The following is a 14,238-nucleotide window of genomic DNA, read 5'->3' as shown; positions in this document are numbered from 1 at the left end:
TCTCTCACCCTTTGCAACAAAATGATGCTCCGCATGAGGAGCATCTCCCCTTATCATGGGTCTGTGCACCTTGGGTGCACCAAGTCGCTCCATACCCCGTCGGCCGAGGCCGCCCCGAGATGAGAACCACTGCCTATGAAGTCTTTTATCCGACAAGAGATTGCTCTGCCTGCCGGTCTGCTGACCCTGCTCTTCTTCAAAACCCTGGGGAGCGACCTGCTGGCAGAGACAACCCCCCTTGCGGTCTACCTGCCGGTGTCGCTGGCCCTGCTTGCCATCGTGACCTGGGCCATCTTCTCCGTCGTGCGTCACTCTGACGCCCTCGCCATCAAGCTCGGGGAACCCTTCGGTACCCTGATCCTGACCCTCTCGGTCATCTCCCTGGAAGTGGTGATGATCTCCTCCGTCATGCTGACCGGCGATCCCAATCCCACCATGGCCCGTGACACCATGTTCGCGGTGGTGATGCTGGTCACCAACGGTCTGGTGGGCTTCACCCTGCTGTTTGGCGGCTGGCGCTATCACACCCAGAACTTCAATCTGGACGGGGTCAAATCCTATCTGGTGGCCATCATTCCCCTGGCACTGCTCTGTCTGGTCCTGCCGAACTTCACCCAGGGCGGCACCCTGGGCAGCCTCTCCAAGGCCATGTCATGGATGCTGATCATCATCTCCATCCTGCTCTATGGTGTCTTCCTGCTGATCCAGACCCGCAGCCACAGCCACTTCTTCGTCGACAGTGATCACGAGGATCTCGAGGATCACCACGGCCCGCTGCAGAGCAACGTCTATCACACCCTCTTGCTGCTCGCCTACCTGGTGGTAGTGATCCTGCTGGCCAAGACCCTGGCCATCCCCATCAACTACGGGGTGCACGTGATGGAAGCCCCGATGGCGCTGGGTGGTTTCATCGTCGCCTGTATCGTGCTGGCTCCCGAAGCGGTCGGCGCCATCAAGGCGGCCTTCAACAACCAGTTGCAGCGGGCCATGAATCTCTACTTCGGCTCCGTGCTGGCCACCATCGCCCTCACGGTACCCTCCGTGCTCTTCATCGGCTCCCTGATGGGGCAGGAAGTGCGCCTGGGCCTCTCCCCTGCCGACATGGTGCTGCTCATCACCACCCTCATGGTCTGTAAAGTGACCTTCAGCAGCGGCCGCACCCACGCCCTGCACGGCGCCACCCATCTTGTGCTGTTTGTCGTTTACCTGTTCCTGATGTTTGAACACGGATAAGGCTGCCAGCACTCACCCCAGTGCTGTTCGTGGTTTGTCTGTTCCGGATGTTTGAACACGGATAAGGCCGCCACCACCTGCCTGCTGCCACTCTGCGCAGCGCGCTTCCGATGGCCCCGACGCGAGGCGCGGGAGACGGAAATGAAAAGACCGCCCCATGGGCGGTCTTTTTTATGGTTGCTCAGGCTCCAATTCAGAGGCTGGGCAGGGTCCCGGCCGGGATCAGGTCGTTGTAGCTGGCACGGCCCAGCAGGGCGGCGGCCGCCTCGATGTCCGGTGCAAAGTACCTGTCCTTGTCATAGAAGCTGACCTCTTCCCGCAGACGGCCCTTGGCCAGCTCGATGAGCTCGGTGGAGCGCAGGGGAGCGCGGAAGTCGAGCCCCTGGGCCGCTGCCAGCAGTTCCACCGCCAGGATGCCGCGGGTGTTCTCGGCCATGTCCGCCAGCCGGCGGCCGGCGAAGGTGGCCATGGAGACGTGGTCCTCCTGGTTGGCCGAGGTGGGCAGGCTGTCCACCGAGGCCGGGTGGGCCAGGGTCTTGTTCTCGGAGGCCAAGGCCGCCGAGGTGACCTGGGCGATCATGAAACCGGAGTTCACCCCCCCGTTGTTCACCAGGAAGGCCGGCAGGCCAGACATGCGCGAGTCGATGAGCAGCGCCATGCGCCGCTCGGACAGCGACCCGATCTCGGCGATGGCCAGGGCCAGGTTGTCGGCGGCAAAGGCCACGGGTTCTGCGTGGAAGTTGCCGCCGGAGATGATCTCCTCATCCTCGGCAAACACCAGCGGATTGTCGGAGACCGCATTCGCCTCGCACACCAGCACCTCGGCGGCCTGGCGGATCTGGGTCAGGCAGGCCCCCATCACCTGGGGCTGGCAGCGCAGGGAGTAAGGATCCTGCACCTTCTCGCAGTTGTGGTGGGACATGCCGATCTCGCTGCCGTCCACCAGCAGGTGGCGGTAGCAGGCGGCCGCATCGATCTGGCCGCGCTGGCCGCGCACTTCGTGAATGCGGGCATCGAACGGCCGGCGGCTGCCCAGCGCCGCCTCAACGCTCATGGCACCAATAGTGATGGCACCGGCGTAGAGATCCTCGGCATGGAACAGCCCTTCCAGCGCGAAGGCGGTGCTCGCCTGGGTGCCGTTGAGCAGGGCCAGCCCCTCTTTCGGCGCCAGGGCGATGGGCTCCAGTCCTGCAATCTTCAGGGCAGTGGCGGCGTCGATCAGCTCGCCCTTGTGACGGGCCTTGCCTTCACCGATCAGCAGGCAGCTCATATGAGCCAGGGGCGCCAGATCGCCGGAAGCGCCGACGGAGCCCTTCTTCGGCACCACGGGGTAGACCTCGGCGTTGATAAGGGTCATCAGGGCCTCGAGCACCGTCAGCCGGATGCCGGAGAAGCCACGGGCGAGCGAGTTGACCTTGAGCACCATCATCAACCGCACGGTGGCGTCATCCATGTACTCGCCAATCCCTGCCGCATGAGAGAGCACGATGGAGCGTTGCAGCTCGTCCAGCTGCTCCACCGGAATGCGGGTGTTGGCCAGCAGGCCAAAGCCGGTGTTGATGCCGTACACCACCCGGTTTTGCTCGATCACCTTGGTGACCACGGCGGCGGAGGCGTGGATCCCCGCCAGGGCAGCCGGATCCAGGCTGACGTGTACCGGCTCGCGGCTGACACGACGCAGGGTGGCGAGGCAGAGTTTGCCCGGTTGCAGATTGAGTTCGAACATCTTATTTCACCCCTTTGCCGGTGGCGTCGATCATCGGCAGATCCAGTTTCGCCTCATGGGCACAGTTGATGGCAATCTCATAGCCGGCGTCGGCGTGACGCATCACCCCGGTAGCCGGGTCGTTGCGCAGCACGCGGCCGACCCGCTTGGCGGCATCGTCGGTGCCGTCACAGACGATCACCACGCCGGAGTGCTGGGAGAAGCCCATGCCCACACCGCCACCGTGGTGCAGGGAAACCCAGGTCGCGCCGCCTGCGGTGTTGAGCAGGGCGTTGAGCAGCGGCCAGTCGGAAACGGCGTCGGAACCATCCATCATGGATTCGGTCTCGCGGTTCGGGCTCGCCACCGAGCCGGAGTCAAGGTGGTCACGGCCGATGACGACCGGAGCCTTCAGCTCGCCATTCTTCACCATCTCGTTGAAGGCCAGGCCCAGGCGCACCCGATCCTTGACGCCAACCCAGCAGATCCGCGCCGGCAGGCCCTGGAAGGCGATGCGCTCGCGGGCCATGTCGAGCCAGTTGTGCAGGTGGGGATCGTCCGGGATCAGCTCTTTTACCTTCTGGTCGGTCTTGTAGATGTCTTCAGGATCGCCGGACAGGGCCACCCAGCGGAAGGGGCCAATGCCCTCGCAGAACAGCGGGCGGATATAGGCCGGCACGAAGCCCGGGAAGTCGAAGGCGTTTTTCACCCCCTCTTCCAGCGCCATCTGGCGGATGTTGTTGCCGTAATCGAGCGTGGCGGCGCCGCGGGATTGCAGGGTCAGCATGGCTTCGACCTGACGGGCCATGGAGCGGCGAGCCGCCACGTTGACCTCGTCCGGTGCGCTCTTTTGCAGATTGCGCCATTGGGCCACGCTCCAGCCCTGGGGCAGGTAGCCGTGTACCGGGTCATGGGCGGAGGTCTGGTCGGTCACCACGTCCGGCGTGATGCCGCGAGCCACCAGCTCGGCGAAGACGTCGGCGGCGTTGCCGAGCAGGCCGACGGAGACGGCGGTGCCGCTGCGTTTGGCCTCCTCGATCATGGCCAGCGCCTCATCCAGGCTGTGGGCCTTCTTGTCGACGTAGCGGGTACGCAGACGGAAATCGATACGGGTCTCGTCGCACTCCACGGCGATCATGGAGAAACCGGCCATGGTGGCGGCCAGGGGCTGGGCACCGCCCATGCCACCCAGGCCCCCGGTCAGGATCCAGCGGCCTTTGGGCTCGCCGTTGAAGTGCTGGTTCGCCACCGCGAAGAAGGTCTCGTAGGTGCCCTGCACGATGCCCTGGGTACCGATGTAGATCCAGGAGCCAGCGGTCATCTGGCCGTACATCATCAAACCCTTTTTATCGAGCTCGTTGAAGTGCTCCCAGTTGGCCCAGTGGGGCACCAGGTTGGAGTTGGCGATGAGCACCCGCGGCGCATCCTTGTGGGTCTGGAACACCCCGACCGGCTTGCCGGATTGCACCAGCAGGGTCTGATCGTCCTCGAGCCGGGTCAGTACCTCGACGATCTTGTCATAGCAGGCCCAGTTGCGGGCGGCGCGGCCGATGCCGCCGTACACCACCAGGGACTGGGGATGCTCGGCAACATCCGGATCCAGATTGTTCATCAGCATCCGCAGTGGCGCTTCGGTGAGCCAGCTCTTGGCGGTCAGCTGGGTGCCGTGGGGAGCACGGATCACGCGGCTCGGATCGTGGCGGGGATCCTGGTGTTGTACAGACATAGACACTCCTTGTTTAGCGATGCAGTCAGGCGGCGCGGTGCGCCACTACTTGGTCAACTGGTGAACCAGGCGCGCAGCCACGCGGGCACTGCGGTTGTCCTGATCCAGGTTCGGGTTGTACTCGGCCAGATCGGCGAGCCTGAGCTTGCCGCTGGCCCGGATATGGGCGATGAGCGGTTCGATGACCGCCAGCTCCACGCCGCGAGCGGCGGGAGCGCTCACTCCCGGCATCACCGCCGCCGGCAGCACGTCGAGATCGATGGTGAGATAGAGGTGGTCGCAACGGGCGATGAAGGCATCCAGCCCGCCTAGCAAGGCTGGCAGCTCGGTCGGCGTCATCGCTTCGTCCAGCACGTGCCAGACTCCCAGCGCCTCGGCGCGAGCAAAGAGCGCCGCGGTATTGGCGGTTTCGGCCACCCCGAGACAGGCATAGTGAAAGGGAGTGCCCTGGGCAGCGCACTGCTCGGCAATCTGGAAGAAGGGGGTGCCCGAGCTCGCCTGCTCCTGTTTCATGCGTAGATCGAAGTGGGCGTCGAAATTGATGATCCCGACCCGCCCTTCGCCGCCAAGATGACGGTTCAGGCCGCTCCAGCTGCCAAACGCCACCTCGTGGCCGCCTCCCAGCACCAGGGGGAAGTGTCCCTGATCCAGCGCACTCGCCACCCGTTCGGCCAAGCGCCCGTGAGCGGCATCGAGATCGCCGTCCTCACAGGCCAGATCCCCGCCGTCATAGACGGGGGCGCCCAGATGCCAGGCCGTGTTGGCCAGCAGCTTGCGCACCGCCAGCGGTGCACCGGCCGCACCGACCCGCCCCTTGTTGCGGCGCACCCCTTCGTCACAGGCAAAGCCGAGCAGCACCACGCCGGGTTCGCGACTCCCCTGCCAGGGTTGCACCCTATCGTGCCAGCGCAGGGCCAACTCACCGTCTTCGGGATCCTGACGCCCCTGCCAGACCGACATGTCGATCCCGTTGAACTTATCCATGAAGGGTTTCCTCCCCGTTGACCACACGGCTCACCAGCTGATCGACACCGATGAGGTAGCTGAGCTCGGCCGGATGGCCGCAGTTCCAGACAAGGAAATCCGCCAGCATGCCGACCTTGAGCTGCCCCAGCCGTTCCTGCTCGCCAAGCGCCCTGGCGGCGTGGCGGGTCACCCCGGCCATGGCCTCCACCGGGGTCAGGCCAAACAGGGTGCAAGCCATGTTCATGGCCATGCGCAGGGAGACGATGGGAGCCGTGCCCGGGTTGATGTCGGAAGAGACAGCCATGGGTACCCCCGCCTTGCGCAAGGCAGCGATCGGGGGCAGCTTGGTCTCCTTGAGGAAATAGAAAGCGGTGGGCAGCAGGGTGGCGACCACGCCACGGTGGGCCAACGCCTGGATCCCGTCCTGATCCAGATATTCCAGATGATCCACCGAGAGGGCGCCGAAGTGGGCGGCGAGCGTGCTGCCCCCCAGGTTGGAGAGCTGATCCATGTGCCCTTTCACCGCGAGGTTGTACTGATCCGCCGCCAGATAGACCTGCTCGGTCTGGGCAAGGGAGAAGCCGATGTGCTCGCAGAAGACATCCACCGCATCCGCGAGACCTGCCTCGGCCGCCGCCGGGATGATCTCCTGGCAGATGGTCTCGACCCAGGAGTCGGGATCGTCGCGATACTCCGGCGGCACCGCATGGGCCGCCAGCAGCGTGGTCTTGACCCGGATGGGCTGCGCCTCTCCCAGACGACGGGCCACCCGCAACATCTTGAGCTCGTCTTCCAGAGTGAGGCCGTAGCCGGACTTGATTTCGACTGTGGTGACCCCTTCCCGGATCAGGGACTTGATCCGCGGCAACGCCAGCTCATAGAGCCGCTCCTCGCTGGCTGCCCGGGTGGCGCGCACCGTGCTGATGATACCGCCCCCCTTGCGGGCGATCTCCGCATAGGGGACCCCCTTCTGGCGCAGCTCGAACTCTTCGGCGCGGCTGCCAGCGAAGATGAGGTGGGTGTGGCAATCGATGAGACCGGGGGTGACCAGCTTCCCCTTCATGTCCTGCCAGGAGGCGGCATAGGGGCCCTTGAGATCCTGCATGGGGACCAGAGCGTGGATCTTGCCATCCCGCACGCCAAGGGCATGGAGCTCCAGCAGGCCGTAGTCCGCCAGATCGGGGCGCAGGGTGGCGGGTGTCACGTTGAGCCAGACCCGCTCGCAGTTCAACAGTTCCTTGTTCATACCGACCTCTAAATGTATATACAATAATTTATAGCCGATCTCTGAAAAGAAAGGAAGGATCAAGTTCACATCTTGATAACAGCGGCTTTATTAGAGTGTAAGCACAAAAAAGCCCACCGAGAGGTGGGCTTTTAAATGCTTAATTTGTATATACAATTATGCGAGACGCGTCTTGGAGCTCAGCTTGTAGCGGGAACCCGGCGACAACAATCTGGCATAGGAGACCAGACAGCCGTCTGACCAGGTGCGCCGGTGCAGCAGCAGGCAGGGGGTGTCGACCCTCACTTGTAGCAGTCCGGCTTCACCAGCACTCGGCAACACGGCTTCTACCACGTGCTCCATCTCGGAGAGGGGGCAGATCTCCATCAGATAGCTGTTTGGCGTCTGCTGGGTGAAATCCTGCTCGCCATAGCCGGGCAGTCGCTCGGCATCGACGAAGCGCTCCTCCAGTTGCAGCGGCTCCCCATCGGCCTGATGGACGATGAGGCTGTGAAAGGTGGGCGCCCCGACCCGCAGGCCCAGACGCACCGCTACTTTCTCGTCGGCGGCCTGACGTTGCAGCCGGATCACCCGCGCGCTGTACTCGCAGCCCCGCTCGGCGATCTCGTCTGCAATATTGCGAATCGCCAGGAGCGGCGACTCGGTACGCCTGTCGGCCACGAAACTGCCGGATCCGGCGGTGCGCACCAGCCAGCCTTCGGCCACCAGTTCACGCAGCGCCTTGTTCACCGTCATGCGGCTCACGGCAAACTGCTCGCACAGGGCGGCCTCGGTCGGGATCCGGTCGCCCGCCTGATAGTGGCGTTCGCGGATCCCGTCCAGGATGTGCTGCTTTATCTGAAGGTAGAGCGCAGGAGCCACCGGCTGGTCCTCAGCGGCGACGATGGGGCGGACGCATGTCCGGCCAGGCGCGATAGACGTCCGGGATCTGGTCAGGGCCGCTGATGCAGAGATCGAGATCGTGCAGCAGGCCATCCTTGATGCCGTAGATCCAGCCGTGCACCGCCAGCTCCTGCCCCTTGCGCCAGGCATTCTGGATGATGGTGGTGTGGCAGACGTTGGCGACCTGCTCGGCCACGTTCAGCTCGCACAGGTAGTCAAAGCGCTCGTGCTCATCCTCGATGGCTTCGAGCTGTTCGCCGTATTTGAAGTAGACGTCCTTGATGTTGCGCAGCCAGTTGTCGATGAGACCCAGCTCCTGGTTCTGCATCGCAGCCTTGACCCCACCGCAGCCATAGTGGCCGCAGACGATGATGTGCTTCACCTTGAGCACCTCCACCGCGTATTGCAGCACCGAGAGGCAGTTGAAGTCGGTGTGCACCACCAGGTTGGCGACGTTGCGGTGGACAAAGACGTCCCCCGGCAAGAGCCCCATCAGCTGGTTGGCGGGAACCCGGCTGTCGGAACAGCCGATCCAGAGGTACTCGGGTGCCTGCTGGGCGGACAGGGTAGCGAAGAAATTGGGATCCTCGGCCTTGATCCGTTCCGCCCACTCGCGGTTGTTGGTAAACAAGTCGTTCAACAGTTTCACTTCTGCTCTCCCTACTGTGGCAGTGGCGGCAACATACCATACACAAGGGTAACCAAGGCAAGGCCGACCAGATCCCCGCAAAACAAAAACAGGGCCATCAGGCCCTGCTTCTTACCGGAGGAGGCCGTCAGGCATCCATGGCATCTTTCAGCTTCTTGAGCGCGTTTTTCTCAAGCTGGCGCACCCGCTCGGCGGAGACGCCGTAAGTATCGGCCAGCTCCTGCAGGGTGGTCTTGCTCTCGTCATCGAGCCAGCGGGCACGGATGATGTGCTGGCTGCGCTCGTCCAGGGTCGCCATGGCCGCACTCAGGCGACGGGTGGCATGGCTGTCCCAGTTGTCGTTCTCGATGTTCGCGGCGAGATCGGAAGATTTGTCTTCCAGATAGTGCACCGGCGCGAAGCCACCCTCGTCTTCATCGTCACCGACCAGATCGAAAGCCTGATCGTAATTGCTCATGCGCGCTTCCATCTCGGTGACGTCGGCAGCGGATACCCCGAGGTCGGCAGCCACGGCCTGCACCTCTTCGTGGTTCAGCCAGCCCAGACGCTTCTTGGACTTGCGCAGGTTGAAGAACAGCTTGCGCTGGGCCTTGGTGGTCGCCACCTTGACCATGCGCCAGTTGCGCAACACATATTCGTGGATTTCGGCCTTGATCCAGTGCACGGCGAAGGAGACCAGACGCACGCCCACGCTCGGGTCGAAGCGTTTGACGGCTTTCATCAGGCCGATGTTGCCTTCCTGCACCAGATCGGCCTGAGGCAGGCCATAGCCGGAGTAGCTCTTGGCCACGTGAACGACAAAACGCAGGTGCGACATAACGAGCTGGCGTGCAGCTTCGAGATCGCCATCCTGCTGCAGACGCATCGCCAGTTCGCGCTCTTCCTCTGCGCTCAGCACAGGGATCGAGTTGACGGCCTGGATATAGCCTTCCAGACTACCTTGCGGAATCAGAGCCATAGTGCGTTGCAATGAAGTTCCCATGTTCTACCTCTTACTTTTCAATCGAATCAGTCTAACACCCTGAGAAGACGTGTCTACCGACCAGGTATCATTCTGCGTGCTGCATCATACATCACCCCAGCATGAACCCGGCCTATCTTAGGCTGACGGCATGAATCATAAATGAACAGTCAAAAAAAAGGGGTCACAGTAAAGGACCCCTGAAAAGTAGCATGCTAAGTCCATTGTTGCGGAGCTCGCAACCTTCACATGCTTGCCAAGTCAGACGAGCAAGGCATAGGGGCCATACCCGTATTCATTCTGCTGCAGTCAATAGACCATTGATAAATCAAAAGGTTCAGAGGATCCACATATGATCCTCGGCGCAGACACCATTCAGATTACTCTGAGAAAGTGGCCCGTGCCAGAAACGGGCCACTCTTTTACTTGATCCAGTTCGCAAAATCCAGCGCTTTAAAATGCTGACAAATTAATCAGGACGGTTCTATGTCGCGAATGTGCCTGTGCACCGAGAACCAGGAGGCGATCAACCCCAGCAGGGCGCCCAGCAGTATGAGATTGAAGCCGTCGAACGCCCCCATCCCCACCAGACGGAAGTTGCTGTTGTAGAGCCCCGCCAGCTCCTTCACCACCCCCTCGCTCCAGATCACCATCACCTCGGTCAGCCACCAGGCCAGCATGCCGCCGATGACCCCGAACCAGATGCCCGTATAGAGGAAGGGACGGTGGATGAAGGCATCAGTCGCGCCCACCAGCTTGAGCACTTCAATCTCGGAACGCTGGTTCAGGATGTTCAGGCGCAGGGTGTTGCCCACGATCAGCAACACGGCGGAGAGCAGCAACACCGCGATACCTGTAATGGTGTGGCGCAGCAGGTTCATGATCCCCTGCAACCGGGTCAACCACTGCAGATCCAGCTTGCCCTGCTCGATACCGGGCTCGTTCTCCAGCTTGGCGAGCAGCTCGGCGGCCCCTTCCGGATTCTGCCAGCGCGGATCCGGGATCACGCTCAGCACCGGCGGCAGCGGGTTGCTGTCCAGATAATCCAGGGCATCACCGAAACCGGAGATCTCCCGAAATTCCCTGAGCGCCTCGTCACGGTTCATATAAGTGACGGACTCCACCTCCGGATAGAGCAGGATCCGCTGCTTCATGTCGAGGATGCTCTGCTCCGGCAGATCCTTGCGCAGATAGAGAGAGATCTGGGAGCTGGTCTGCCAGCTCCCCTCTACCACTTCGGCATTCTTCAGCAATACGTGGAAACAGGAAGGCAGCGCCAGACTCACGCCAAGCACCGCCAGGGTCATCAGGGAGGCGAGCGGGTTGCGCCACAGCTCACCCAGGCTGGCAAAGGCCTGGCGCACGTGATCCACCCCATACATCATCAAGCGACGCAACGGCGGCTGTTTATGACGAACAATAGCCATCAGCGATCCTCCCCGGACGAATACATGCGACCCGCCTTGAGGGTCAGGGTGCGGTAGCGCATCCGGGCGATCAGCCCCAGATCGTGAGTGGCAATCAGCACGGAGACGCCGAAGCGGTTGAACTCCTCGAACAGGCGCATGATGTCCATGGAAAGTTGGGGATCCAGGTTGCCGGTCGGCTCGTCCGCCAGCAGCAGGGGCGGCTTGTTGACGATGGCGCGGGCGATGCCGACCCGTTGCTGCTCACCACCGGAGAGCATGCGCGGCTGGTAGCGCTCCTTGCCGAGCAGCCCGACCTTGTCCAGCGCCGCCGCCACCCGCTTGTTGATGTCCCCATGGCTGTAGCCATCGATCACCAGGGGCAGGGCGACGTTGTCGAACACGGTACGATCCATCAACAGGCGGTGATCCTGGAAGATCATGCCGATCTGGCGGCGCACGTAGGGGATCTGACTGCGCTGGATGTGGCTGACGTCATCGCCGTGGAAGAAGACGCGGCCGTCGGTCGGCCGTTCCATCACGCTGATGAGCTTGAGGAGGGTACTCTTGCCCGCCCCCGAATGGCCGGTCAGGAAGGCCATCTCCCCCTTGCGCAGGTGAAAACTGACCTTTTGCAGCGCTTGATGACCGCCACTGTAGACCTTGCTGACCTTGTCAAAACGAATCATAACGGTTCCCTGAGATTGACAAACCCCGACCGGGATAAAGCATGGGGCGCTCACTCCCCCGTACCGGCACAACACCTGGATGACAACACCGGTCGCAACCATGCCGCATGTCATCCTTGCCCGGATGAGCCATACCTGCGCTCTCATAGTGACATACCCCGACCGGAGTCGGGGTATGGAACACGTGCTCGTCACGGCCGGGCCGACTCATGTCGGCCGGATTTATTCTTCGCGGCTGAAGAGCGCCTCGATGAAGTCGTTGGCGACGAACGGGCGCAGATCGTCGATCCCCTCGCCCACCCCGATGTAGCGGATCGGGATCTGGAACTTGTCGGCCACCGCGAAGATGACCCCCCCCTTGGCAGTGCCGTCCAGCTTGGTGAGGGTGATGCCGGTCAGGCCCACCGCCTCGCTGAACAGCTTGGCCTGGCTCAATGCGTTCTGGCCGGTGCCTGCGTCCAGAGTCAGCATGATCTCGTGGGGCGCCGCATCGTCCAGCTTCTTCATCACCCGCACCACCTTCTTGAGCTCCTCCATCAGGTTGCTCTTGTTCTGCAGGCGGCCGGCGGTATCAGCGATCAGCACGTCAGCCCCGCGGGAGCGGGCAGCCTCGATGGCGTCATAGATGACGGAGGCGGAGTCGGCACCAGTGTGCTGGGCAATCACCGGAATGTTGTTGCGCTGACCCCACACCTGCAGCTGCTCGACCGCCGCAGCACGGAAGGTATCGCCAGCGGCCAGCATCACGCTCTTGCCCTCGGCCTGGAACTGTTTGGCCAGTTTGCCGATGGTGGTGGTTTTGCCGACGCCGTTCACGCCGACCATCAGGATGACGTAAGGCTTCTTGCTGGTGTCGATCACCAGGGGCTGCTCGACCTTGGCCAGCATCTCGCCCATGTCCTGTTTGAGCAGACCGTAGAGCGCCTCGGCGTCCTTGAGCTGCTTGCGATCCGCGTGCTGTACCAGCCCCTCGATGATGCGGGTGGTGGTGTCGACGCCAAGATCGGCGGTCAGCAGCTGGGTCTCCAGCTCTTCGAACAGATCGTCATCGATCTTCTTGCCGCTGAACAGGCCGAAGAAACCGGAGCCGATATTCTCCCTGGTACGCACCAGGCTGCGTTTGAGGCGGGCAAAGAAGCCCTCCCGCTGCGGCTTCTCCTGAGTGTCGTCGTCCACCTTGGCGGCCAGGGCAGCGGCCTCAGCCTCCATCGCGGCGACCAGACGCAAATCTTCCGCTCGTTGGGCCTCTTTGGCGACACGGGCTTCCTCGGCAGCCTGAGCTTCGGCGGCAATACGGGCTTCTTCTGCGGCGCGAGCCTCGGCGGCAATACGGGCTTCTTCCGCGGCAAGGGCTTCGGCAGCGATGCGAGCCTCTTCCGCAGCGCGGGCCTCGGCAGCAATACGGGCTTCTTCTGCGGCGCGGGCTTCGGCAGCGATGCGAGCCTCTTCCGCAGCGCGGGCCTCGGCGGCAAGACGGGCTTCTTCTGCGGCACGAGCCTCGGCGGCAATACGGGCTTCTTCTGCGGCGCGAGCTTCGGCGGCAATACGGGCCTCTTCTGCAGCGCGAGCCTCGGCGGCAATACGGGCTTCTTCTGCGGCGCGATCCTCGGCGGCAACACGGGCTTCTTCTGCGGCGCGAGCCTCGGCGGCAATGCGAGCCTCTTCCGCAGCGCGGGTTTTGGCGGCAAAAATGGCGTCGTCTGCGACCTGAGCTTCGGTGGCGATCAAGGCCTCATTGACGATGACGGGCTCAAGCTCGCCCTCCGGCTCTTCCACAACCAGGGGGCCTTCGTCAGGGCCGCTCAGCGGCGCTTCGGGCTTGGCGGCGGGGGCATCAGCCGGGGCAACATCGGCGACAGGCGCGGGAACAGCGGCGGCCTGCGACTCGACTACCGCCGGGGTAGCGTCGGGCGCCTGCGATGGAACGGCCTCAGCCTCTTCTTTCTTGCGGCCGAAACCCAGCCAGGAAAACAAACCTTTTGCCATCTAAAAATACTCACATCAAAGGCTGACTGCTAAGATAGCCGTCCCTCGGCGGGTCGGCATAAAAATGAACCGCCTTATACTATCACTTTATTTTCTGACGACGAAACGCGATGCCCAGAGTGAAATCCAGCCGTAACAGCCCGAGCAAGAGCCCGGCCCCTCAGGGGCGAGCGGGCGTGGTACGAATCATCAGCGGCCAATGGAAGGGGCGCAAACTCCCCGTCAGGGATGTGGAAGGGCTCAGACCCACCACGGATCGCGTCAAGGAGACCATCTTCAACTGGCTGGCTCCCCACGTGCGCGGTACCCGCTGCCTGGATCTGTTCGCCGGCAGCGGCGGGCTGGGGCTGGAAGCCTTGTCCCGCTATGCCGAACAGGTCACCCTGATCGAGATGGACAGAGGCGCCGCCGACCAGCTCAAGAAGAACCTGACGACCCTGGGCAGCAGCCAGGGGCAGGTGATCCAGGCCGATGCCGTGAGCTGGCTGCAAGGCCCGGCCACCCCCTTCGACCTGGTCTTTCTGGACCCACCGTTTCGTCGCGAGCTGCTGCCCCAGGTGTGCGAGCTGCTCGAGCAGCGCGGCTGGCTGGCATCCGATGCCCTCATCTATCTGGAGCGGGAAAAAGAGATGGCCGATCTGGCGCTGCCCGCCAGCTGGAAACTACTCAAGGACAAGCAGGCTGGTCAGGTCTGCTATCAGCTCTATCTGCGGGACACCAAGCATGACGCTGCTGTTTAAAGGGGAGATGGGCACAGTCCCCTTCTCCGTCAATTTGGACAACGGCTCA

Annotated in this window: 12 protein-coding genes; 2 read left to right on the top strand and 10 right to left on the bottom strand. The window is 62.8% G+C overall.

What is annotated here, in order from left to right; genetic code table 11:
* Positions 1-135 precede the first annotated feature (135 nt).
* A complete protein-coding gene (locus tag AB5Y51_RS16885) occupies positions 136-1,233 on the top strand; it encodes a calcium:proton antiporter (RefSeq protein ID WP_010672612.1) in 1,098 nt (365 codons plus the stop codon).
* A 193-nt stretch (positions 1,234-1,426) separates the two neighbouring features.
* On the opposite strand, the gene hutH is transcribed toward AB5Y51_RS16885, so the two are convergent.
* From hutH to ftsY, 10 genes are all read right to left on the bottom strand, one after another.
* Complete coding sequence (hutH, locus tag AB5Y51_RS16880) at positions 1,427-2,959, bottom strand: histidine ammonia-lyase (protein ID WP_010672611.1); 1,533 nt, start codon at positions 2,957-2,959, stop codon at positions 1,427-1,429.
* A 1-nt stretch (position 2,960) separates the two neighbouring features.
* Complete coding sequence (gene hutU / locus AB5Y51_RS16875) at positions 2,961-4,664, bottom strand: urocanate hydratase (protein ID WP_368178764.1); 1,704 nt, start codon at positions 4,662-4,664, stop codon at positions 2,961-2,963.
* 45 nt (positions 4,665-4,709) lie between these two features.
* Positions 4,710-5,648 carry a formimidoylglutamase gene (gene hutG / locus AB5Y51_RS16870; RefSeq protein WP_103261578.1) on the bottom strand — a complete coding sequence of 313 codons (939 nt, stop codon included), beginning with the start codon at positions 5,646-5,648 and terminating at the stop codon, positions 4,710-4,712.
* Entirely contained in the window at positions 5,641-6,876 is a 1,236-nt protein-coding gene (gene hutI / locus AB5Y51_RS16865) for an imidazolonepropionase (RefSeq protein ID WP_368178763.1), read from the bottom strand. Before hutI ends, hutG begins: the two co-directional genes overlap by 8 nt.
* Before the next feature lie 156 nt (positions 6,877-7,032).
* Complete coding sequence (hutC, locus tag AB5Y51_RS16860) at positions 7,033-7,737, bottom strand: histidine utilization repressor (protein WP_069785480.1); 705 nt, start codon at positions 7,735-7,737, stop codon at positions 7,033-7,035.
* A 10-nt stretch (positions 7,738-7,747) separates the two neighbouring features.
* Positions 7,748-8,407, bottom strand: a complete 660-nt coding sequence (can, locus tag AB5Y51_RS16855) for a carbonate dehydratase (protein ID WP_010672606.1) — start codon at positions 8,405-8,407, stop codon at positions 7,748-7,750.
* Positions 8,408-8,534: 127 nt separating this feature from the next.
* Positions 8,535-9,389 (bottom strand): RNA polymerase sigma factor RpoH, encoded by an 855-nt coding sequence (gene rpoH / locus AB5Y51_RS16850; RefSeq protein ID WP_029313526.1) that lies wholly within the window; start codon positions 9,387-9,389, stop codon positions 8,535-8,537.
* A gap of 452 nt (positions 9,390-9,841) precedes the next feature.
* Positions 9,842-10,795 (bottom strand): permease-like cell division protein FtsX, encoded by a 954-nt coding sequence (gene ftsX / locus AB5Y51_RS16845; RefSeq protein ID WP_029313524.1) that lies wholly within the window; start codon positions 10,793-10,795, stop codon positions 9,842-9,844.
* Positions 10,795-11,463, bottom strand: coding sequence for a cell division ATP-binding protein FtsE (gene ftsE / locus AB5Y51_RS16840; protein WP_010672603.1), 669 nt, complete (start codon positions 11,461-11,463; stop codon positions 10,795-10,797). Before ftsE ends, ftsX begins: the two co-directional genes overlap by 1 nt.
* 222 nt (positions 11,464-11,685) lie before the next feature.
* Positions 11,686-13,449 carry a signal recognition particle-docking protein FtsY gene (gene ftsY, locus AB5Y51_RS16835; RefSeq protein ID WP_336574192.1) on the bottom strand — a complete coding sequence of 588 codons (1,764 nt, stop codon included), beginning with the start codon at positions 13,447-13,449 and terminating at the stop codon, positions 11,686-11,688.
* 110 nt (positions 13,450-13,559) lie between these two features.
* Here ftsY and rsmD point away from each other — a divergent pair, with 110 nt between their 5' ends.
* The gene (gene rsmD, locus AB5Y51_RS16830) at positions 13,560-14,189 is read left to right on the top strand and encodes a 16S rRNA (guanine(966)-N(2))-methyltransferase RsmD (protein WP_029313522.1); all 630 of its coding nucleotides are present in this window, start codon (positions 13,560-13,562) and stop codon (positions 14,187-14,189) included.
* Positions 14,190-14,238 lie beyond the last annotated feature (49 nt).

Source organism: Aeromonas sp. R7-1 (genome assembly GCF_040908115.1).
GTDB lineage: Bacteria > Pseudomonadota > Gammaproteobacteria > Enterobacterales > Aeromonadaceae > Aeromonas > Aeromonas caviae.
This window is presented reverse-complemented; position numbering and strand designations above follow the sequence as displayed.